17 protein-coding genes and 1 other RNA gene are annotated in these 20,225 nt (G+C 61.0%); 17 read left to right on the top strand and 1 reads right to left on the bottom strand.

From position 1 onward, the window contains the following. Nucleotides 1-8 precede the first annotated feature (8 nt). From rnpB to lpxC, 17 genes are all read left to right on the top strand, one after another. Nucleotides 9-362, top strand: an RNA gene (gene rnpB / locus ABX75_RS28060) — RNase P RNA component class A. 355 nt (nt 363-717) lie between these two features. Next, nucleotides 718-1,173 (top strand): division/cell wall cluster transcriptional repressor MraZ, encoded by a 456-nt coding sequence (gene mraZ / locus ABX75_RS06360; protein ID WP_003171868.1) that lies wholly within the window; start codon nt 718-720, stop codon nt 1,171-1,173. Then, nucleotides 1,170-2,117, top strand: coding sequence for a 16S rRNA (cytosine(1402)-N(4))-methyltransferase RsmH (rsmH, locus tag ABX75_RS06355; protein WP_034095955.1), 948 nt, complete (start codon nt 1,170-1,172; stop codon nt 2,115-2,117). Before mraZ ends, rsmH begins: the two co-directional genes overlap by 4 nt. Next, nucleotides 2,114-2,407 carry a cell division protein FtsL gene (gene ftsL, locus ABX75_RS06350; protein WP_034095956.1) on the top strand — a complete coding sequence of 98 codons (294 nt, stop codon included), beginning with the start codon at nt 2,114-2,116 and terminating at the stop codon, nt 2,405-2,407. The genes rsmH and ftsL overlap by 4 nt, the downstream gene beginning before the upstream one ends. Further along, nucleotides 2,407-4,149 carry a penicillin-binding protein 2 gene (locus tag ABX75_RS06345; RefSeq protein ID WP_167389880.1) on the top strand — a complete coding sequence of 581 codons (1,743 nt, stop codon included), beginning with the start codon at nt 2,407-2,409 and terminating at the stop codon, nt 4,147-4,149. The genes ftsL and ABX75_RS06345 overlap by 1 nt, the downstream gene beginning before the upstream one ends. Beyond that, complete coding sequence (gene murE, locus ABX75_RS06340) at nt 4,149-5,612, top strand: UDP-N-acetylmuramoyl-L-alanyl-D-glutamate--2,6-diaminopimelate ligase (RefSeq protein WP_047881640.1); 1,464 nt, start codon at nt 4,149-4,151, stop codon at nt 5,610-5,612. The genes ABX75_RS06345 and murE overlap by 1 nt, the downstream gene beginning before the upstream one ends. After that, a complete protein-coding gene (gene murF / locus ABX75_RS06335) occupies nt 5,605-6,975 on the top strand; it encodes a UDP-N-acetylmuramoyl-tripeptide--D-alanyl-D-alanine ligase (protein WP_034095959.1) in 1,371 nt (456 codons plus the stop codon). The genes murE and murF overlap by 8 nt, the downstream gene beginning before the upstream one ends. Further along, nucleotides 6,975-8,057, top strand: coding sequence for a phospho-N-acetylmuramoyl-pentapeptide-transferase (gene mraY / locus ABX75_RS06330; protein WP_034111805.1), 1,083 nt, complete (start codon nt 6,975-6,977; stop codon nt 8,055-8,057). Before murF ends, mraY begins: the two co-directional genes overlap by 1 nt. 6 nt (nt 8,058-8,063) lie before the next feature. Next, nucleotides 8,064-9,410, top strand: a complete 1,347-nt coding sequence (gene murD / locus ABX75_RS06325) for a UDP-N-acetylmuramoyl-L-alanine--D-glutamate ligase (RefSeq protein WP_047881639.1) — start codon at nt 8,064-8,066, stop codon at nt 9,408-9,410. Next, nucleotides 9,407-10,630, top strand: coding sequence for a putative lipid II flippase FtsW (gene ftsW, locus ABX75_RS06320; protein WP_034095962.1), 1,224 nt, complete (start codon nt 9,407-9,409; stop codon nt 10,628-10,630). The genes murD and ftsW overlap by 4 nt, the downstream gene beginning before the upstream one ends. Further along, a complete protein-coding gene (gene murG / locus ABX75_RS06315) occupies nt 10,620-11,690 on the top strand; it encodes an undecaprenyldiphospho-muramoylpentapeptide beta-N-acetylglucosaminyltransferase (RefSeq protein ID WP_034095963.1) in 1,071 nt (356 codons plus the stop codon). The genes ftsW and murG overlap by 11 nt, the downstream gene beginning before the upstream one ends. Further along, on the top strand, nt 11,683-13,128 hold the full coding sequence (gene murC, locus ABX75_RS06310) for a UDP-N-acetylmuramate--L-alanine ligase (protein ID WP_034095964.1): 1,446 nt from the start codon (nt 11,683-11,685) through the stop codon (nt 13,126-13,128). The genes murG and murC overlap by 8 nt, the downstream gene beginning before the upstream one ends. Then, nucleotides 13,125-14,081, top strand: coding sequence for a D-alanine--D-alanine ligase (locus ABX75_RS06305; protein WP_034095965.1), 957 nt, complete (start codon nt 13,125-13,127; stop codon nt 14,079-14,081). The genes murC and ABX75_RS06305 overlap by 4 nt, the downstream gene beginning before the upstream one ends. 4 nt (nt 14,082-14,085) lie before the next feature. After that, a complete protein-coding gene (locus ABX75_RS06300; protein ID WP_034095966.1) occupies nt 14,086-14,955 on the top strand; it encodes a cell division protein FtsQ/DivIB in 870 nt (289 codons plus the stop codon). A gap of 15 nt (nt 14,956-14,970) precedes the next feature. Continuing rightward, on the top strand, nt 14,971-16,233 hold the full coding sequence (gene ftsA / locus ABX75_RS06295; RefSeq protein ID WP_034095967.1) for a cell division protein FtsA: 1,263 nt from the start codon (nt 14,971-14,973) through the stop codon (nt 16,231-16,233). A gap of 117 nt (nt 16,234-16,350) precedes the next feature. Further along, nucleotides 16,351-17,547, top strand: a complete 1,197-nt coding sequence (gene ftsZ, locus ABX75_RS06290) for a cell division protein FtsZ (protein ID WP_034095968.1) — start codon at nt 16,351-16,353, stop codon at nt 17,545-17,547. A 112-nt stretch (nt 17,548-17,659) separates the two neighbouring features. Beyond that, entirely contained in the window at nt 17,660-18,571 is a 912-nt protein-coding gene (lpxC, locus tag ABX75_RS06285) for a UDP-3-O-acyl-N-acetylglucosamine deacetylase (RefSeq protein WP_003171886.1), read from the top strand. Nucleotides 18,572-18,623: 52 nt separating this feature from the next. Here the strand turns inward: lpxC and ABX75_RS06280 are convergent, their stop codons facing one another. After that, on the bottom strand, nt 18,624-20,144 hold the full coding sequence (locus ABX75_RS06280) for a sensor domain-containing diguanylate cyclase (protein ID WP_047881638.1): 1,521 nt from the start codon (nt 20,142-20,144) through the stop codon (nt 18,624-18,626). Between the last annotated feature and the right edge of the window lie 81 nt (nt 20,145-20,225).

Here is a 20,225-nt window from a genome sequence, read left to right as displayed (position 1 = left end):
CGCGGCGGAGAGTCGATTGGACAGTCGCTGCCCTCTATGAAAATTAGGGGGGGGAGGAAAGTCCGGGCTCCATAGGGCGAAGTGCCAGGTAATGCCTGGGAGGCGTGAGCCTACGGAAAGTGCCACAGAAAATAACCGCCTAAGCACTTCGGTGCCGGTAAGGGTGAAAAGGTGCGGTAAGAGCGCACCGCACGACTGGCAACAGTTCGTGGCTAGGTAAACCCCACTTGGAGCAAGACCAAATAGGGTCCCAAGGCGTGGCCCGCGCTGGGACCGGGTAGGTTGCTAAAGATGTCCAGTGATGGCCATCGTAGACGAATGACTGTTCAAGACAGAACCCGGCTTATAGATCGACTCTCCACCTTATTTCCCTCTATCCGAATCTCGGGCAGAAAACCGGTAGTAACGCAAGAATCCCTCCCTGCCAAATCATTGGCAGATGCATCTTCGTAATACCAAAAAAATCTTACTCTTAATAAATTACTTTAACTTCAAGCAATAGCTCTTTGAGCTTGTTGTGCTTGTTGGGTCAAAAATATCGCTGAACTCTGGTTTCTCCTCCTTTTACGCTCCTAAATCTCCGTTCTGTAAGGCTTTTCCTTGAATCCGTGCCTTGACGGTGTGGTGGGCGCATTCCTATAGTGTGCGCAAGTGGCGGAAAGTGGCACAAAGTGGGTTTTTTGAACGTAAAACGCTAAAATTTGGAGAAACGCATCTGTGTTTCGCGGAGCTAACGCTATCAGTCTCGACGCAAAGGGCCGTCTCGCTATGCCGAGCCGGTATCGCGACGAGCTGATTTCGAGAAGTTCCGGCCAGTTGATCATCACTATTGATGCCGTTGACCCTTGTTTATGTGTTTACCCCCTCGACGAGTGGGAGTTGATTGAAACCAAGTTGCGCGCCTTGCCTTCATTACGCGAAGAAAACCGCCGCCTGCAGCGTTTGCTGATCGGCAATGCCGTCGACCTTGAGCTTGATGGCAGCGGTCGTTTCCTGGTGCCGCCGCGTCTGCGCGAGTACGCCAAGCTCGATAAGCGCGCGATGTTGGTCGGCCAACTGAACAAGTTCCAATTGTGGGACGAAGATGCCTGGGATGCTGTTTCTGCAGCTGACCTGGCTGCTATTCAACAACCGGGCGCCATGCCTGACGAACTGCGTGATCTGATCCTGTGACTATTGATAGCGGCTTTAACCACATCACCGTACTGCTTGACGAAGCCGTCGAGGCTCTCGCCGTACGCGCGGATGGCTGCTATTTGGATGGCACGTTCGGCAGGGGCGGGCACAGCCGGTTGATCCTCAGTCAGCTCGGGCCGGATGGAAAACTCCTCGGGTTCGACAAAGACCCCCAAGCGATTGCCACCGGGCAAGCGCTAGCGGCCGAAGACGGCCGCTTTGTCGTTGTGCAGCGCAGCTTTGCCGAGCTGGGTGCCGAAGTGGCGGAGCGCGGCATGGCAGGCAAGGTGGCCGGGGTGCTACTCGACTTGGGCGTTTCTTCTCCACAGCTCGATGACCCGGAGCGCGGCTTCAGCTTCATGAACGACGGCCCGCTCGATATGCGCATGGACCCCACCCGGGGCGTCAGTGCCGCGCAGTTCATCGCCACCGCACCGGTGGAAGAAATCGCCCGTGTATTCAAAGAGTACGGTGAAGAGCGCTTCGCCGGTCGCATGGCTCGTGCCGTGGTTGAGCGCCGCGAAATCCAGCCGTTCGAGCGCACCGCCGACCTGGCCGAAGTGCTGAAAGTCGCCAACCCTGCCTGGGAAAAGGGCAAAAACCCGGCAACCCGTGCGTTCCAAGGCCTGCGTATCCACGTCAATAACGAATTGGGCGATCTTGAGGCCGGCCTGGAGGCTGCCCTCGACGCACTGGAAGTAGGCGGTCGTCTGGTGGTGATCAGCTTCCACTCTCTGGAAGACCGTATCGTTAAACTGTTTATGCGCCGCCTTGTCAAGGGCGAGTCCGACAACCTGCCGCGCAACCTGCCGGTACGGTTCGAAGCTTTTGTGCCGAAAATCAAAATCCATGGCAAAGCGCAGTTCGCTTCCGAAGCTGAACTCAAGGCCAACCCGCGTGCCCGCAGTGCTGTTATGCGTGTTGCGGAGAAGCTGCGGTGAGTAAGCTTTTCGCCAAACCCCTCCCGGGTGGCAGCTTCTTTATGTTGCTGCTGTTCATCGGCGTACTGGTGTCCGCGATTGCGGTGTCCTACAGCGCCCACTGGAACCGTCAACTGCTCAACACCCTATATGGGGAGTTGAGTGTGCGTGACAAAGCCCAGGCCGAGTGGGGCCGGTTGATCTTGGAACAAAGTACCTGGACGGCCCACAGTCGTATCGAAGTGCTGGCCACCGAGCAGTTGAAAATGCACATCCCGAGCGCGGCTGACGTGCGGATGGTGGCGCCATGATGAAACTCGAAGGCGCACTGTACCCATGGCGCTTCCGCCTGGTGCTCGGTTTGCTGGCGCTGATGGTGGGGGCGATCGCCTGGCGCATCGTTGATCTGCAAGTGGTCGATCGCGACTTTCTGATCGGTCAGGGCGATGCCCGCAGTCTGCGTCATATTCCTATTCCTGCGCACCGTGGCCTGATCACCGACCGCAACGGCGAGCCCTTGGCTGTCAGTACGCCGGTGACCACGCTGTGGGCAAACGCCAAGGAACTGCAAGTCGCCAAGGACCGCTGGCCGGCCCTCGCCGCCGCCCTCGGTCAAGACCCTAAGGCCTTGGCCGAGCGTCTGGAAGCTCAGGCCAATAAAGAGTTCATCTATCTGGTGCGCGGTCTGACGCCTGAGCAGGGCCAGCAGGTGCTCGACCTTAAAGTCCCCGGTGTCTACGGCATCGAGGAATTCCGTCGTTTCTACCCGGCCGGTGAAACCACCGCCCACATGGTGGGTTTCACCGACATCGACGACCATGGCCGCGAAGGCGTAGAGCTGGCCTACGATGAATGGCTCGCCGGGGTTCCCGGCAAGCGACAAGTCATCAAGGATCGGCGCGGCAGGTTGATCAAGGATGTCCAGGTCACCAAAAACGCCAAGGCCGGTAAGCCCTTGGCGTTGTCGATTGACCTGCGTTTGCAATACCTGGCCAACCGTGAGCTGCGTAACGCGATCATCGAAAACGGCGCCAAGGCCGGCAGCCTCGTGATCATGGACGTGAAGACCGGCGAAATCCTCGCCATGGTGAACCAGCCTACCTACAACCCGAACAACCGTCGCAACCTGCAACCGGCGATGATGCGCAACCGCGCCATGATCGACGTGTTCGAGCCGGGTTCGACCATGAAAGCCATCTCCATGAGTGCCGCCCTCGAAACCGGGCGCTGGAAGCCCAGCGACAAAGTCGAGGTCTATCCGGGCACGCTGCAGTTGGGCAAATACACCATTCGTGACGTTTCCCGTACCGAGGGACCGGTGCTGGATCTGACCGGCATCCTGATCAACTCCAGTAACGTGGGTATGAGTAAGGTCGCCTTCGATATCGGCGGCGAAACCATCTACCACCTGGCGCAGAAGATCGGCCTGGGCCAACCCACGGGCTTGGACTTTCCGGGCGAGCGTGTCGGTAACCTGCCGAACTACCGCGACTGGAAAAAAGCCGAGACCGCCACCTTGTCCTACGGCTACGGCCTGTCGGTGACTGCAATCCAACTGGCTCATGCCTTCTCCGTGCTGGCCAACAATGGCCGCATGGTGCCGTTGAGCCTGATCCACGTCGATGAAGCGCCGAAAGCGACCCAGGTGATCCCGGAGAACGTCGCCAAGACTATGCAAGGCATGCTGCAACAAGTGATCGAGGCGCCGCGCGGTGTATTCCGTGCCCAGGTGCCGGCGTATCACGTGGGCGGCAAGTCCGGTACCGCACGTAAGACGTCGGTGGGTACCAAGGGGTACGCCGAGAACTCGTATCGTTCGTTGTTCGCTGGCTTCGGCCCAATGAGCGATCCGCGCTACGCCATCGTCGTGGTGATCGATGAACCGAGTAAGGCCGGTTACTTCGGTGGCCTGGTCTCCGCGCCGGTGTTCAGCAAAGTGATGTCCGGCACCCTGCGCTTGATGAACATCACCCCGGACAACCTGCCGCCCACCCAACAAGCGAACGCCGGGCCACCGGCCGCTGCCGTAAAAGCCAATGGAGGGCGCGGCTGATGTCTCTGAGTTTGAACAAGATCTTCGCCCACGCCGGTCGCGACCTATTGATTCGTGAGCTGACCCTGGACAGCCGCAATGTGCGTGCCGGTGACCTGTTCCTGGCGGTGCCGGGTGGCAAGTTCGACGGCCGTGCACACATTGCCGATGCGTTGCAGCGCGGTGCAGCCGCCGTGGCTTATGAAGCCGAAGGCGCCACCGTGCTACCGATCACCGACGTGCCGCTGATTCCGGTCAAGGGGCTGGCCAAACAGTTATCCGATATCGCCGGGCGTTTCTATGGCGAGCCGAGCCGCCACCTCAACCTGGTGGGCGTGACCGGCACCAACGGCAAGACCAGCGTCACCCAATTGGTTGCCCAGGCTCTTGATCTGCTGGGCCAGCATTGCGGGATTGTCGGCACCCTGGGGACCGGTTTCTATGGCGCGCTGCAAAGCGGCCTGCACACCACCCCGAACCCGATTGCCGTGCAAGCGACCCTGGCCGACCTGAAAAAGGCCGGTGCCAAGGCCGTGGCCATGGAAGTCTCGTCCCACGGGCTGGATCAAGGCCGCGTCAGCGCTCTGGCGTTTGATGTGGCGGTGATGACCAACCTGTCCCGCGACCATTTGGACTACCACGGCACCATGGAGGCTTACGCCGCCGCCAAGGCCAAGCTGTTCGCCTGGAACGATCTTAAGTGTCGGGTGGTGAACCTGGACGATGACTTCGGTCGCCAATTGGCCGCCGAACACAGCGAAGCGCGCCTGATCAGCTACAGCCTGCACGATTCAAGTGCCTACCTGTATTGCCGCGAAGCCCAGTTCAACGACGAAGGCGTGCGTGCCACCCTGGTGACACCTCAGGGCGAACATCACCTGCGCAGTACCTTGCTCGGCCGGTTCAACCTGAGCAATGTACTGGCTGCCATCGGCGCGTTGCTGGGCCTGGACTACGCCCTGGACGAAATTTTAAAAGTACTGCCGAAGCTGGAAGGCCCGGCCGGCCGTATGCAGCGTCTGGGTGGCGGCAAACAGCCGCTGGTGGTGGTCGATTACGCCCACACGCCGGACGCCCTGGAGAAAGTCCTCGAAGCGCTGCGCCCCCACGCCAAGGGCAAATTACTGTGCCTGTTCGGCTGCGGCGGTGATCGTGATCGCGGCAAGCGCCCGCTGATGGCCGAGATTGTTGAACGTCTGGCAGACGGCGTGTTGGTCACCGATGACAACCCGCGCAGCGAGAACCCGAGCCAGATCTTCGACGATATCCGTGTCGGCTTCAAAGACGTATCCAAGGCCACCTTCGTTGCCGGCCGCGGTGCCGCCATCGCCCAACTGATCGCCAGCGCAAGCGCCGACGATGTGGTGGTACTGGCCGGTAAAGGCCACGAGGACTATCAGGAAATCAACGGCGAGCGGCATGCCTTTTCCGATCTGGTCGAGGCTGATCACGCCTTGAGCGCCTGGGAGGTTGCCCATGCTTAAGCCGATGCGCTTCAGTGAACTGACCCAGGCCCTGTCGGGCCGCATGTTGTCCAGCGACTGCCGCTTCGACGGTGTCAGCATCGACAGCCGTGCCATCCAGCCAGGGCAACTGTTTGTTGCGCTGGCCGGCCCGCGCTTTGATGGCCACGACTACCTGAATGACGTCGCCGCCAAAGGCGCCGTGGGTGCCTTGGTGCAGCGCGAAGTGCCGGAGTCGAGCCTGCCGCAGTTGTTGGTTGCCGACACCCGCTTGGCCCTGGGCCAACTGGGCGCACTCAACCGTGCCGCGTTCGATAAGCCTGTGGCTGCCATCACCGGTTCCAGCGGCAAGACCACGGTCAAGGAACTGCTCGCCGGTGTCTTGCGCACCCGTGGTCCGGTACTCGCTACCCGTGGCAACCTGAATAATGATTTCGGCGCGCCGTTGACCCTTCTCGAACTGGCCCCGGAACACACGGCGGCGGTGATCGAACTGGGTGCATCGCGCATCGGCGAAATCGCCTACACCGTCGCACTGACCAAGCCTCACGTCGCCGTTATCAATAACGCCGGTACCGCTCACGTCGGTGAGTTCGGTGGCCCGGAAAAGATCGTCGAAGCCAAGGGTGAAATCCTTGAAGGCCTCGACGCTTCGGGCACTGCCGTATTGAACCTCGACGACAAAGCCTTCGAAACCTGGCGTGTGCGCGCCGCCGGTCGCAAGGTCCTGACGTTTGCCGTGCTTAACGCCGCGGCTGATTTCCATGCATCCAACATCACCGTCGATGCACGCGGCTGCCCTTCCTTTACCTTGCACACCCCGCAAGGCAACGAGCACGTGCAACTGAATTTGTTGGGCAACCATAACGTCGCCAATGCCCTGGCCGCCGCCGCCGCCGCCCATGCCCTGGGCGTGTCGCTGTTCGGTATCGCCACGGGGCTGGGCGCTGTGCAACCCGTCAAGGGCCGCACCGTGGCGCAGTTGGCTACCAATGGTATGCGCGTGATCGACGACACCTATAACGCCAACCCCTCTTCCATCAACGCTGCGGTCGACCTGCTCAAAGGGTTCGCCGGGCGCAAGGTGCTGGTGCTGGGCGATATCGGCGAACTGGGCGACTGGGCCGAGCAGGGGCATCGGGAAGTCGGTGCCTACGCGGCGGGCAAAGTCGATGCGCTGTACGCAGTCGGTCCGAACATGGCCCACGCCGTCGCCGCCTTCGGCCCCGGTGCCACGCATTTCGCCAGTCAAGCCGAGTTGATCCAGGCCATCGGCGCGGCCGAACACGATAAAAACACAACCATTTTGATCAAGGGATCGCGCAGCGCGGTGATGGAAAACGTCGTCGTGGCCTTGTGTGGCTCAAGTACGGAGAAACATTAATGCTGCTGCTGCTGGCTGAGTATCTGCAACAGTTCCACAAAGGCTTCGCGGTCTTCCAGTACCTGACCTTGCGCGGGATTCTGGGTGTGCTGACCGCGTTGTGTTTGTCGCTGTTCCTCGGGCCGTGGATGATCCGCACCCTGCAGAACCTGCAAATTGGTCAATCGGTTCGCAATGATGGCCCGCAGTCGCACCTGTCCAAGTCCGGTACGCCGACCATGGGCGGCGCGCTGATCCTGTCGTCTATCGGTGTCAGCACTTTGCTTTGGGCTGACCTGCACAACCGTTATGTATGGGTGGTGTTGCTGGTGACCCTGCTGTTCGGCGCCATCGGCTGGGTGGACGACTACCGCAAGGTGATCGAGAAGAACTCCAAGGGGCTGCCAAGCCGCTGGAAGTATTTCTGGCAATCGGTATTTGGCCTGGGTGCGGCGATCTTCTTGTACATGACGGCCCCAAGCGCGGTGGAAACCACGCTGATTCTGCCCATGCTCAAGGATGCCAGTATTCCCCTGGGTATCGGTTTCGTGGTGCTGACCTACTTCGTGATCGTCGGCTCCAGCAACGCCGTCAACCTCACCGATGGCCTCGACGGCCTGGCGATCATGCCGACGGTGATGGTGGGCGGCGCGCTCGGCATCTTCTGCTACCTGTCGGGTAACGTGAAATTCGCTGAATACCTGCTGATCCCTTATGTACCGGGGGCGGGCGAGCTGATCGTGTTCTGTGGCGCGCTGATCGGTGCGGGGCTTGGGTTCCTGTGGTTCAACACCTACCCGGCCCAAGTCTTCATGGGCGACGTCGGCGCACTGGCGCTGGGCGCGGCCCTGGGCACCATCGCGGTGATCGTTCGCCAGGAAATCGTGCTGTTCATCATGGGCGGTGTGTTCGTGATGGAAACCCTGTCGGTGGTCATCCAGGTGGCGTCCTTCAAATTGACCGGGCGCCGCGTGTTCCGCATGGCGCCGATTCACCACCACTTTGAACTCAAGGGCTGGCCCGAGCCGCGCGTGATTGTCCGCTTCTGGATCATCACCGTGATTCTGGTGCTGATCGGCCTTGCCACCCTGAAACTGAGGTAGAAACGAGTGTCCCTGATCGCTTCAGACCACTTCCGCATCGTTGTCGGCCTCGGCAAGAGCGGCATGTCCCTGGTTCGCTTCCTGGCGAACCGGGGCACGTCGTTTGCCGTGGCCGATACGCGGGAAAATCCACCGGAGCTGGTCACGCTGCGTCGTGACTACCCGCACGTGGAAGTGCGTTGTGGCGAGCTGGATGTCGAGTTTCTGTGCCGCGCCGACGAGCTCTACGTGAGCCCCGGCCTGGCCCTGGCGACTCCGGCCCTGCAAGCGGCTGCGGCCCGTGGCGTGAAGCTGTCCGGCGATATCGACCTGTTTGCGCGCAATGCCAAGGCGCCGATTGTAGCCATCAGCGGTTCCAACGCGAAAAGCACCGTCACCACCCTGGTCGGCGACATGGCGGCAGCGGCCGGCAAACGCGTGGCCGTGGGCGGCAACCTCGGCACACCCGCGCTGGACCTGCTCAGCGATGACATCGAGCTGTACGTGATGGAGCTGTCGAGCTTCCAACTGGAGACCACCCACGACCTCGGTGCCGAAGTGGCCACCGTGTTGAACGTGAGTGAAGACCACATGGACCGCTACAGCGGCCTACCGGCGTATCACCTGGCCAAGCACCGGATCTTCCGCGGCGCTAAGCAAGTGGTGGTCAACCGTAATGATGCCCTGAGCCGTCCGCTGATGGGCGAAGGGTTGCCATGCTGGACATTCGGTTTGGGCAAACCCGACTTCAAGGCTTTCGGCATTCGTGAAGAGAATGGCGAGAAATACCTGGCATTCGAATTCCAGAGCCTGATGCCGGTGCGCGAGTTGAAAATCCGTGGTGCCCACAACCAGTCGAACGCCCTGGCGGCACTGGCGCTCGGGCATGCCGTGGGTTTGCCGTTCGATGCCATGCTCTCGACCCTGCGCACTTTCGCCGGGCTTGAGCACCGCTGCCAATGGGTGCGTGACTTGGACGGTGTGAGCTATTACAACGACTCCAAGGCCACCAATGTCGGTGCCGCGCTGGCCGCCATTGAGGGCCTGGGTGCCGATATCGACGGCAAGCTGGTGCTGATCGCCGGTGGCGACGGCAAAGGCGCCGACTTCAAGGATCTCAAGGCACCGGTGGGCGCCCACTGCCGCGCCGTGGTGTTGCTGGGCCGTGATGCCGAGCTGATCGCCGCCGCCCTCGGTGACGCGGTGCCGCAGATTCGCGTGGCCTCCCTGGACGAAGCCGTCCTGCAATGCAAAGCCGTGGCCCAACCCGGTGACGCCGTTCTGCTGTCGCCGGCCTGTGCCAGCCTGGACATGTTCAAGAACTACGAAGAGCGCGGCCAGCTGTTCGCTCGCGCCGTGGAGGCCTTGGCATGAACCTGAACCTGAGAAACATCATCAAGCCGTACCCGTCGCCGATTATTACCGGGCGCGGTATCGACCTGGATTTCCCAATGCTTGCCGGTTGCCTGGCGCTGCTGGGCCTGGGCTTGGTGATGATCACTTCGGCTTCTTCCGAAGTCGCCGCCGTGCAGTCCGGCAACACCCTCTACATGATGATCCGCCATCTGGTGTATCTGGTGATCGGTATCGGTGCCTGCATCGTGACCATGATGATCCCCATCGCCACTTGGCAGCGCCTGGGCTGGTTGATGCTGATCGGCGCGTTCGGCTTGCTGGTGATGGTGATCCTGCCGGGCATCGGTCGCGAGGTAAACGGCTCGATGCGCTGGATCGGTTTCGGCGCGTTCAACGTGCAACCCTCGGAAATCGCCAAGGTGTTCGTGGTGATCTACCTGGCTGGCTATCTGGTGCGACGTCAGAAGGAAGTGCGCGAGAGTTGGATGGGGTTCTTCAAGCCATTCATCGTGCTGCTGCCCATGGCCGGCCTGTTGCTGATGGAACCCGACTTCGGCGCCACCGTGGTGATGATGGGTGCGGCGGCGGCGATGCTGTTCCTTGGCGGTGTAGGTCTGTTCCGGTTCACCTTGATGGTGGTGCTGGCGGTGGCGGCCGTGACGATTCTGGTGCAGGCGCAACCCTACCGGATGGCGCGTCTGATCACCTTTACCGACCCATGGTCCGACCAGTTCGGTTCCGGCTACCAGCTGACCCAGGCGTTGATCGCTTTTGGCCGGGGCGAATGGCTGGGCGTTGGCCTGGGCAACAGCGTACAGAAGCAGTTCTACCTGCCGGAGGCCCACACGGACTTCGTGTTCTCGGTACTCGCCGAAGAGCTCGGCGTAGTGGGCTCGCTGTGCACTGTTGCGCTGTTCGTGTTCGTGTGTGTACGCGGCATGTATATCGGCTTGTGGGCCGAGAAGGCCAAACAATATTTCGCCGCGTATGTGGCGTACGGCTTGTCGTTCCTGTGGATCGGCCAGTTCCTGATCAATATCGGTGTGAACGTAGGCCTGCTGCCGACCAAAGGGCTGACCTTGCCGTTCCTCAGCTACGGCGGCAGTTCCTTGGTGATTTGCTGCGCGTGCCTGGGTTTGCTGCTGCGCATCGAGTGGGAGAGTCGCACCCACCTGGGCAGCGAAGAGATGGAATTCAGCGAAAGCGACTTCGCCGAGGAGCCTATCCATGGGCGCTAATGTGCTGATCATGGCGGGCGGTACCGGGGGCCATGTGTTCCCGGCCCTGGCGTGTGCGCGGGAATTCCAGAGCCGTGGCTACACGGTGCACTGGCTGGGGACGCCGCGCGGCATCGAGAACGAATTGGTGCCTAACGCTGGGTTGCCGCTGCACCTGATCAACGTCAGCGGCCTACGTGGCAAGAGCAAGTTGTCCTTGCTCAAAGCGCCGTTTGTGTTGCTCAAGGCGGTGTGGCAAGCGCGCAAGGTTATCCGTGAGCTGAAGCCTGTCTGCGTGCTTGGCTTCGGCGGTTACGTGACCGGCCCCGGCGGCGTTGCGGCCCGGCTGGCCGGTGTACCGGTGATCGTCCACGAACAGAATGCCGTGGCCGGCACCGCCAACCGCCTGCTGGTGCCGCTGGCGGCGCGGGTGTGTGAGGCATTCCCGAACACCTTTGGCTTGTCGAGCAAACGCCGCACCACCGGCAACCCGGTGCGTACCGAGCTGTTCATGGGCATCGCTCGCGATGCCTTGGCCGGGCGCAAGGCGCACCTGTTGATCCTGGGCGGAAGCCTGGGCGCTGAACCACTGAACAAATTGCTGCCCGAAGCCGTGGCACAACTGCCGTTGGAGCTACGCCCGGAGATCTTTCACCAGGCCGGCAAAAACCACGATGAAGTCACCGCCGCGCGTTATCGCGAAGCCGGTGTGGAGGCCAACGTACAGCCTTTCATCAAAGACATGGCCCATGCCTATGGCTGGGCCGACCTGGTGGTTTGTCGCGCTGGTGCGCTGACCGTCAGTGAACTGGCCGCCGCCGGTCTGCCGTCCTTGCTGGTGCCTCTGCCCCATGCGATTGACGATCACCAGACCCGCAACGCCGAATATTTGGCCGGGGAGGGCGCTGCCTTCCTGCTGCCGCAAAGAACGACTGGCGCCGCCGATTTGGCCGCACGCCTGACCGAGGTTTTGATGCAACCGGAACGACTTAACAGCATGGCGAGCACCGCAAGCCGCCTGGCCAAACCTGAAGCAACCCGCACCGTGGTCGATATCTGCCTGGAGGTGGCCCATGGTTGAGAATCAGAAAGCCATGCCGCAGCCGGAAATGCGCCGTATCCGTCGCATTCACTTCGTCGGAATCGGCGGCGTGGGTATGTGCGGCATTGCTGAAGTGCTGCTCAACCTGGGCTATCAGGTGTCCGGTTCGGACTTGAAAGAATCCCAGGTCACCGACCGCCTCAAATCCTTTGGTGCGCAGATCTTTATCGGCCACCGTGCCGAGAACGCCGCCGAGGCCGATGTGCTGGTGGTGTCCAGCGCGGTGAACACAGCTAACCCGGAAGTGGCCACCGCCCTTGAACGTCGTATTCCCGTGGTGCCGCGCGCCGAGATGCTCGCCGAGCTGATGCGCTATCGCCACGGCATCGCGGTCGCCGGTACCCACGGCAAAACCACCACCACCAGCCTGATCGCCTCGGTGTTCGCCGCCGGTGGCCTGGACCCGACGTTCGTGATCGGTGGCCGTCTGAATGCAGCCGGTACCAACGCCCAGCTTGGCACCAGCCGCTACCTGATCGCCGAAGCCGACGAAAGCGATGCCAGCTTCCTGCATCTGCAACCGTTGGTGGCTGTGGTCACCAACATCGACGCCGACCACATGGCGACCTACGACGGTGACTTCAACAAGTTGAAGAAAACCTTCGTCGAGTTCCTCCACAACCTGCCGTTCTACGGCTTGGCGGTGGTGTGCCTGGACGACCCTGTAGTGCGCGAGATTCTGCCGCTGGTCAAACGCCCGACCGTCACTTACGGCTTCAGCGAAGATGCCGACGTGCGTGCGATCAATGTGCGTCAGGAAGGCATGCAAACCTTCTTCACCGTGCTGCGTCCGGACCGTGAGCCGTTGGATGTGTCGGTGAACATGCCGGGTAACCACAACGTATTGAACTCCCTGGCGACCATCTGCATTGCTTCCGATGAAGGCGTCAGCGATGAAGCGATCGTCGAAGGTCTGTCGCGCTTTGCCGGTGTGGGCCGACGCTTCCAGGTCTACGGCCAATTGCCGGTGGAGGGCGGCGACGTGATGCTGGTGGATGATTATGGTCACCACCCGACCGAAGTCGCCGCCGTGATCAAGGCCGTGCGCGGTGGCTGGCCGGAGCGTCGCCTGGTGATGGTGTACCAGCCGCACCGCTACAGCCGTACCCGCGATCTATACGATGACTTCGTCAATGTATTGGCCGACGCCAACGTGCTGCTGCTGATGGAGGTCTACCCGGCCGGTGAAGAACCGATCCCGGGCGCCGACAGCCGCAAGCTATGCAACAGCATCCGCCAGCGTGGCCAGTTGGACCCGATCTACATTGAGCGCGGTGTGGACCTGGCGCCAATCGTCAAACCGCTGCTGCGTGCCGGTGACATTCTGCTGTGCCAGGGCGCCGGTGACATCGGTGGCCTTGCCCCTAAATTGCTGGCGAGCCCGCTCTTCGCCGCTGCCCAGGGGAAGTCGAAATGATCACGAACTACGAAGCCCTGTTTTCCACCATCACGCCTGCCGACTTCGGCCGCGTGGCGGTGTTGTTTGGCGGTAAGAGCGCCGAGCGTGAAGTGTCACTCAAGTCCGGCAACGCCGTGCTCGAAGCCCTGCAAAGCGCCGGCGTGAATGCGTTCGGGATTGATGTGGGCGATGATTTTCTCGCGCGCCTGTTGGCCGAAAAAATCGACCGCGCCTTTATCATCCTGCACGGTCGCGGCGGTGAAGACGGCAGCATGCAGGGCCTGTTGGAGTGCGCCGGTATTCCCTACACCGGTAGCGGCATCCTGGCCTCGGCATTGGCCATGGACAAGCTGCGCACCAAGCAGGTGTGGCACAGCCTGGGTATTCCAACCCCGCGTCACAGTGTTCTGTGCAGCGAAGCCGATTGTATTTCTGCAGTCGAGGAACTGGGCACTCCTTTGATCGTCAAACCTGCCCATGAAGGCTCCAGTATCGGCATGGCCAAAGTGAACTCGGCCGCCGAATTGATCGACGCATGGAAAGCGGCAAGTACCTACGATTCGCAAGTGTTGGTGGAACAGTGGATTTCCGGTCCCGAGTACACCATCGCCACCCTGCGTGGCCAGGTATTGCCGCCCATCGCATTGGGCACGCCCCACACCTTTTACGATTACGACGCCAAGTACCTGGCTTCCGATACCCAGTACCGGATCCCATGCGGCCTCGACGCAAACAAAGAACAGGAATTGATGGACCTTACGGCGAAAGCCTGTGAGGCGTTGGGTATCGCCGGTTGGGCACGGGCAGACGTGATGCAGGACGACCAAGGCAACTTCTGGTTCCTTGAGGTCAACACCGCACCAGGCATGACCGATCACAGCCTGGTACCAATGGCTGCCCGTGCCGCCGGTCTGGACTTCCAGCAGTTGGTGCTGGCGATCCTGGCCGCCAGCATCGAGGCAAGAGGCTAACGACATGAAAGGCGCATCGCTTCGTCATCAGCCCCCACGTGCACCGAGCCGCAAGCCGGTGCCCCGGGGTGCCAGTCGCATGGTGGCTAAAGAGCCGATGTCGGCGCGCCTGCCGAAGGCCAATTTTGCTTTCCTCAAGGCGCTGTTCTGGCCGGTGTTGCTGGTGGTATTGGGCTTCGGCACTTATGAAGGCGCGCAGCGTCTACTGCCGTACGCCGACCGCCCGATCACCAAGATCAGTGTGCAGGGCGATCTGAGCTACATCAGCCAGCAGGCGGTACAGCAGCGCATCGGCCCGTTCCTGGCGGCGAGCTTCTTCACCATCGACCTGGCCGGCATGCGCCGGGAGCTGGAGCAGATGCCGTGGATCGCCCACGCCGAGGTGCGTCGCGTGTGGCCGGATCAGGTGACGATCCGCCTGGAAGAACAACTGCCGGTGGCCCGTTGGGGCGACGAGGCGCTGTTGAACAACCAGGGCCAGGCGTTCACCCCGCGTGAGCTGGCCAACTACGAGCACCTGCCGCAGTTGTTCGGGCCGCAGCGGGCGCAGCAGCAAGTGATGCAGCAGTACCAGGCCTTGAGCCAGATGCTGCGGCCACTGGGCTTCTCCATTGCACGCCTGGAATTGCGTGAACGGGGCAGCTGGTTTTTGACAACCGGGGCAGGCAGTTCCGGCCCGGGCATCGAGTTGTTGCTGGGACGCGACCGCTTGGTGGAGAAGATGCGCCGCTTTATTGCCATCTACGACAAAACCTTGAAAGAACAGATTACGAACATTGCGAGCGTCGACCTGCGTTACGCCAACGGCCTTGCCGTCGGCTGGCGTGAACCGGCTGCGCCCACGGCAGCGCAACCCGCTGTCGCGAAGAATTAAGAAGAGGCAGGACCCATGGCAAACGTGCAAAGCGGCAAAATGATCGTCGGTCTGGATATCGGCACCTCCAAGGTGGTGGCGCTGGTGGGCGAGGTCGGGGAAGACGGCACGATCGAAATCGTCGGTATTGGCACGCATCCGTCCCGGGGCCTGAAGAAGGGCGTGGTGGTGAACATCGAGTCCACCGTGCAATCGATCCAGCGCGCCATCGAAGAGGCGCAGTTGATGGCCGGTTGCCGGATTCACTCGGCGTTCGTTGGCGTGGCGGGCAACCATATCCGCAGCCTGAACTCCCACGGCATCGTGGCGATCCGCGACCGCGAGGTCAGCTCGGCCGACCTGGAGCGCGTGCTCGACGCCGCCCAGGCCGTAGCAATCCCGGCTGACCAGCGCGTGCTGCACACCCTGCCGCAGGACTACGTGATCGATAACCAGGAAGGCGTTCGCGAGCCTTTGGGCATGTCGGGCGTACGTCTGGAAGCCAAGGTCCATGTGGTGACTTGTGCGGTCAATGCCGCGCAAAACATCGAGAAGTGCGTGCGCCGTTGCGGCCTGGAAATCGACGACATCATCCTTGAGCAACTGGCCTCGGCCTACTCGGTGCTGACCGACGACGAAAAAGAACTGGGCGTGTGCCTGGTGGACATCGGCGGCGGTACCACCGATATCGCGATCTTCACCGAAGGTGCGATCCGTCACACCGCCGTGATCCCGATTGCCGGCGACCAGGTTACCAACGACATCGCCATGGCACTGCGCACACCGACCCAGTACGCCGAAGAAATCAAGATCCGTTACGCCTGCGCCCTGGCCAAACTGGCCGGTGCCGGCGAAACCATCAAAGTGCCGAGCGTGGGCGATCGTCCACCGCGCGAACTGTCGCGTCAGGCCTTGGCCGAAGTGGTCGAGCCGCGCTACGACGAACTGTTCACCCTGATCCAGGCTGAACTGCGCCGCAGCGGCTACGAAGATTTGATCCCGGCCGGCATCGTGCTGACCGGCGGCACCTCGAAGATGGAAGGCGCGGTCGAACTGGCCGAGGAAATCTTCCATATGCCGGTGCGCCTGGGCGTGCCACATGGCGTCAAGGGCTTGGGCGACGTGGTGCGCAACCCGATTTATTCCACCGGAGTGGGTTTGCTGTTGTACGGGCTGCAGAAGCAGACCGACGGCATTTCCCTGTCGGGCCCAAGCAACCGTGACAGCTACCGTGGCGACGACGAAGCCAAGGCACCGTTGTTCGAGCGGTTACAGGCTTGGGTAAAAGGGAACTTCTAACGAAGTTGGCTTCATGCGACAAGTTACAAGCTTCAAGCTTGCAGCTCATGGCTTGCAACTTGGAGCTGCTGTAAAGCAGTAGGCGAAAAAACTAGAGAAAACGAAAGGAGAGGGAAAATGTTCGAACTCGTAGACAACATCCCCGCCAGCCCGGTCATCAAAGTGATCGGTGTCGGCGGTGGCGGCGGCAACGCTGTCAACCATATGGTCAAGAGCAACATTGAAGGCGTTGAATTCATCTGCGCCAACACGGATGCCCAGGCGCTGAAAAGCATCGGCGCGCGCACCATCCTGCAATTGGGCACCGCGGTGACCAAGGGCCTCGGCGCTGGCGCCAACCCGGAAGTCGGCCGTCAAGCCGCCCTGGAAGACCGCGAGCGTATTGCCGAAGTGCTGCAAGGCACCAACATGGTGTTCATCACCACCGGCATGGGCGGCGGCACTGGTACCGGTGCTGCGCCGATCATCGCCGAAGTGGCCAAGGAAATGGGGATTCTGACGGTTGCAGTAGTGACCCGTCCGTTCCCGTTCGAAGGTCGCAAGCGTATGCAGATCGCCGACGAAGGCATCCGTCTGCTGTCTGAAAGCGTCGACTCGTTGATCACCATTCCCAACGAGAAGCTGCTGACCATCCTGGGCAAGGACGCAAGCCTGCTGTCCGCTTTCGCCAAGGCTGACGATGTACTGGCCGGTGCCGTTCGCGGTATCTCCGACATCATCAAGCGCCCAGGCATGATCAACGTCGACTTTGCCGACGTCCGTACCGTGATGAGCGAAATGGGCATGGCGATGATGGGCACTGGCTGCGCCAGCGGTCCGAACCGTGCACGCGAAGCCACCGAAGCGGCCATCCGCAACCCGCTGCTGGAAGACGTGAACCTGCAAGGCGCACGCGGCATCCTGGTGAATATCACCGCCGGTCCTGACCTGTCCCTGGGTGAGTACTCCGACGTGGGTAGCATCATTGAAGCCTTTGCTTCCGAGCACGCCATGGTCAAGGTCGGTACCGTCATCGATCCGGACATGCGCGACGAGCTGCACGTCACCGTGGTTGCCACTGGTCTGGGTGCCAAGATCGAGAAGCCTGTGAAGGTCATCGACAACACCCTGCACAGCAGCCAGGCCAGCCAGGCGGCTGCCGCTCCAGCCCCTGCGCGTCAGGAGCTGCCGTCGGTGAACTACCGCGATCTGGATCGTCCGACTGTGATGCGCAACCAGGCTCAGGCCGGTGCTGCGGCGTCCCGTAGCCCGAATCCGCAAGATGACCTGGACTACCTGGACATCCCGGCATTCCTGCGTCGTCAGGCCGATTAATGGAATGTATCAGGGCTATGAAGGTGATTGGTGTTCAGCAAAGGTCTGGTCTGCTATTATCGCCAGCCTTTGTTGATACCAGTTCGCAATTTGCGCTGAAGCGGTCCAAGCCATGATTAAACAACGCACCCTGAAGAATATTATTCGTGCCACAGGTGTAGGTCTGCACTCCGGGGAAAAGGTCTACCTGACCCTCAAGCCTGCACCTGTCGACACCGGCATCGTGTTTGTGCGTGCCGACCTGGACCCTGTGGTGCAGATTCCTGCTCGCGCGGAAAACGTTGGCGAAACCACTATGTCGACCACATTGGTCAACGGTGACGTCAAAGTGGACACGGTGGAGCACTTGCTCTCGGCCATGGCCGGTTTGGGCATCGATAACGCCTACGTCGAGCTCTCCGCGTCCGAAGTCCCGATCATGGATGGCAGCGCTGGACCCTTCGTATTCTTGATTCAATCTGCCGGCCTGGAAGAACAGGACGCAGCTAAGAAGTTCATTCGCATTCTGCGGGAAGTGACAGTAGAAGACGGCGACAAGCGCGCCACCTTCGTTCCGTTCGAAGGCTTTAAAGTGAGCTTTGAGATCGATTTCGATCACCCGGTATTCCGTGACCGCACCCAAAGTGCAAGCGTGGATTTTTCCAGCACTTCGTTTGTAAAAGAAGTCAGCCGCGCCCGTACCTTTGGTTTCATGAGTGACATCGAGTACCTGCGCAAGCACAACCTCGCACTCGGCGGCAGCGTTGAAAACGCCATTGTGGTCGACGCGGATGGTGTACTGAACGAAGACGGCCTTCGCTATGAAGACGAATTCGTGAAGCACAAGATCCTCGATGCAATCGGTGACCTCTACCTGCTGGGCAATAGCCTGATAGGCGAGTTCAAAGGCTTCAAGTCGGGCCACGCCCTTAACAACCAGCTGCTGCGCAAGTTGATTGAGCAGACAGACGCTTGGGAAGTCGTGACCTTCGAAGATGCCAGCACCGCACCGATCTCTTACATGCGTCCCGTTGCGGCGGTGTAAGTAACAACTCTCTTTCTTTAGTTTTTAAAGGCTGCCTTCGGGTGGCCTTTTTTTATTCCTGTGGGGTGTGGGCCTCGGTTGGCGGTGCACCGGCATCCACGATGCAATTGCGCCCACTGTGCTTGGCCTCATACAACGCCTGGTCCGCACTGAGCAGCAGCGCTTCCAGGGATTGGCGGTTGCGTTTATCCCAGGTGCTCACGCCGATGCTCACGGTGATCGGCCGCTCGCTACCCGCCACCCGTGGCAAGTGTTCGACGCTGCTGCGGATGTGCTCGGCGATGACCATGGCGCCTGCGGCATCAGTATGGGGCAGCACCACCGCGAATTCCTCGCCGCCATAGCGGGCGGCGAGGTCGGCGGGGCGGCGTATATTGCCGGCGATCACTTGGGCCACGGTGCGCAGGGCCTCGTCGCCGCCGCTATGACCGTGGCGGTCGTTGAACGCCTTGAAGTGATCCACGTCGATCATCAGCAGGGTCAGTGGCTCGGTCGAGCGCTGGGCGCGATCCCATTCCTGGCGCAGGCGCTCGTCGAGGATGCGACGGTTGGCCAGTCCGGTCAGGGCATCCGTGGCTGCCAGTTCTGACAGCACCCGTTCGGCGCGATAGCGACGTCGCAGCTCGCGACGCAGCATCCAGGCCAGCCACAACAACCCGATGCACAGAATGCCGGTCGCGCCGCTGGTCAGCAGTGCGGCGCGTTTCCAGGGGGCGAACACATCCTCGCGAGACAGCGCCACCACTACGATCAGTGGCAGTGTGCCCACGGTAGTGAAGGTGTACAGCCGGTCCTTGCCGGTGATGGTCGAGGTTGCCTGGAAGCTGCCATTGCCTTCGCGCAACATGCGCTTGAAATTCGGTCGCTCGCTCAAATCCTTGTTAATCATGTCGCTTTCGAGCAGCGGCTGTTGGGCCAGCAGGATGCCGTGGGTATTGAGTAGGTTGACGCTGCTACCGTTGCCGATGGCCAGGGTGCTGAACAATTGATCGAAATACGCCAGGCGCATAGTCGCCACCGCAACGCCGGCGAACTCGCCATTGGGCCCCGATACGCGCCGACTGAATGCTATGCGCCACACTTGGTCGCAGTCGCAACGGATCTGGAAGGCCCGGCTGATATACAAACCGGCCTGTGGGTCCTTCAGATGCACCTGGAAATAATCGCGATCAGCGAAATTGCGCGGGGTGGGCCGCAGGGTCGAGGAATCCGCGATCACCGCGCCATTGGCATCCAGCATCAGCACCTCGCCTTTAAAGGGCGCGGCGGTGGATAAATCGAATTGCACCAGGTGTTGGATAGTGGCGTCGACCTTGGCCAGGTCCTCGCGCTGCCTGGCGGCTATCAGCCCCTTGAGGGCCAGGTCGTACAGCTCGACGTTGCGCAGCACATCGGCGTTGATCAGCTGGGCGATATTGGTGGACGAGCGCTTGGCAGCCTGTAGCGTGCTGGTGTGTTCGCGGATCAATAACGCCGCGACGATAATGACGATCAGGACGACGGTGAGGCCGCTGCCCAGAAGGAGCAACAATTGCGGGTGTGCGGAAGGGTGGCGAGCACGGCGTGGACTCATCGGGCAGAACTTCAGCGGTATGGATGCTGGCAGTTTAGTTCTACCCGATGAAGATTGGATACTCGGTTACCAAAGAAAGAA

The organism is Pseudomonas sp. ARP3 (assembly GCF_001029595.1).
Lineage (GTDB): Bacteria > Pseudomonadota > Gammaproteobacteria > Pseudomonadales > Pseudomonadaceae > Aquipseudomonas > Aquipseudomonas rhodesiae.
The sequence above is the reverse complement of the archived record's forward strand: the minus strand, read 5'-3'. Positions and strand labels throughout refer to the sequence as shown.

Bases quoted from the DNA above. Each gene is read 5' to 3' on its own strand.
- ABX75_RS06300 (WP_034095966.1), top strand. From the start codon at position 14,086: ATGAAAGGCGCATCGCTTCGTCATCAGCCCCCACGTGCACCGAGCCGC.
- murF (WP_034095959.1), top strand. From the start codon at position 5,605: ATGCTTAAGCCGATGCGCTTCAGTGAACTGACCCAGGCCCTGTCGGGC.
- ABX75_RS06305 (WP_034095965.1), top strand. From the start codon at position 13,125: ATGATCACGAACTACGAAGCCCTGTTTTCCACCATCACGCCTGCCGAC.
- murC (WP_034095964.1), top strand. From the start codon at position 11,683: ATGGTTGAGAATCAGAAAGCCATGCCGCAGCCGGAAATGCGCCGTATC.
- murG (WP_034095963.1), top strand. From the start codon at position 10,620: ATGGGCGCTAATGTGCTGATCATGGCGGGCGGTACCGGGGGCCATGTG.
- ftsZ (WP_034095968.1), top strand. From the start codon at position 16,351: ATGTTCGAACTCGTAGACAACATCCCCGCCAGCCCGGTCATCAAAGTG.
- ftsW (WP_034095962.1), top strand. From the start codon at position 9,407: ATGAACCTGAACCTGAGAAACATCATCAAGCCGTACCCGTCGCCGATT.
- ABX75_RS06345 (WP_167389880.1), top strand. From the start codon at position 2,407: ATGAAACTCGAAGGCGCACTGTACCCATGGCGCTTCCGCCTGGTGCTC.
- ABX75_RS06280 (WP_047881638.1), bottom strand. From the start codon at position 20,144: ATGAGTCCACGCCGTGCTCGCCACCCTTCCGCACACCCGCAATTGTTG.
- ftsA (WP_034095967.1), top strand. From the start codon at position 14,971: ATGGCAAACGTGCAAAGCGGCAAAATGATCGTCGGTCTGGATATCGGC.
- lpxC (WP_003171886.1), top strand. From the start codon at position 17,660: ATGATTAAACAACGCACCCTGAAGAATATTATTCGTGCCACAGGTGTA.
- mraY (WP_034111805.1), top strand. From the start codon at position 6,975: ATGCTGCTGCTGCTGGCTGAGTATCTGCAACAGTTCCACAAAGGCTTC.
- murE (WP_047881640.1), top strand. From the start codon at position 4,149: ATGTCTCTGAGTTTGAACAAGATCTTCGCCCACGCCGGTCGCGACCTA.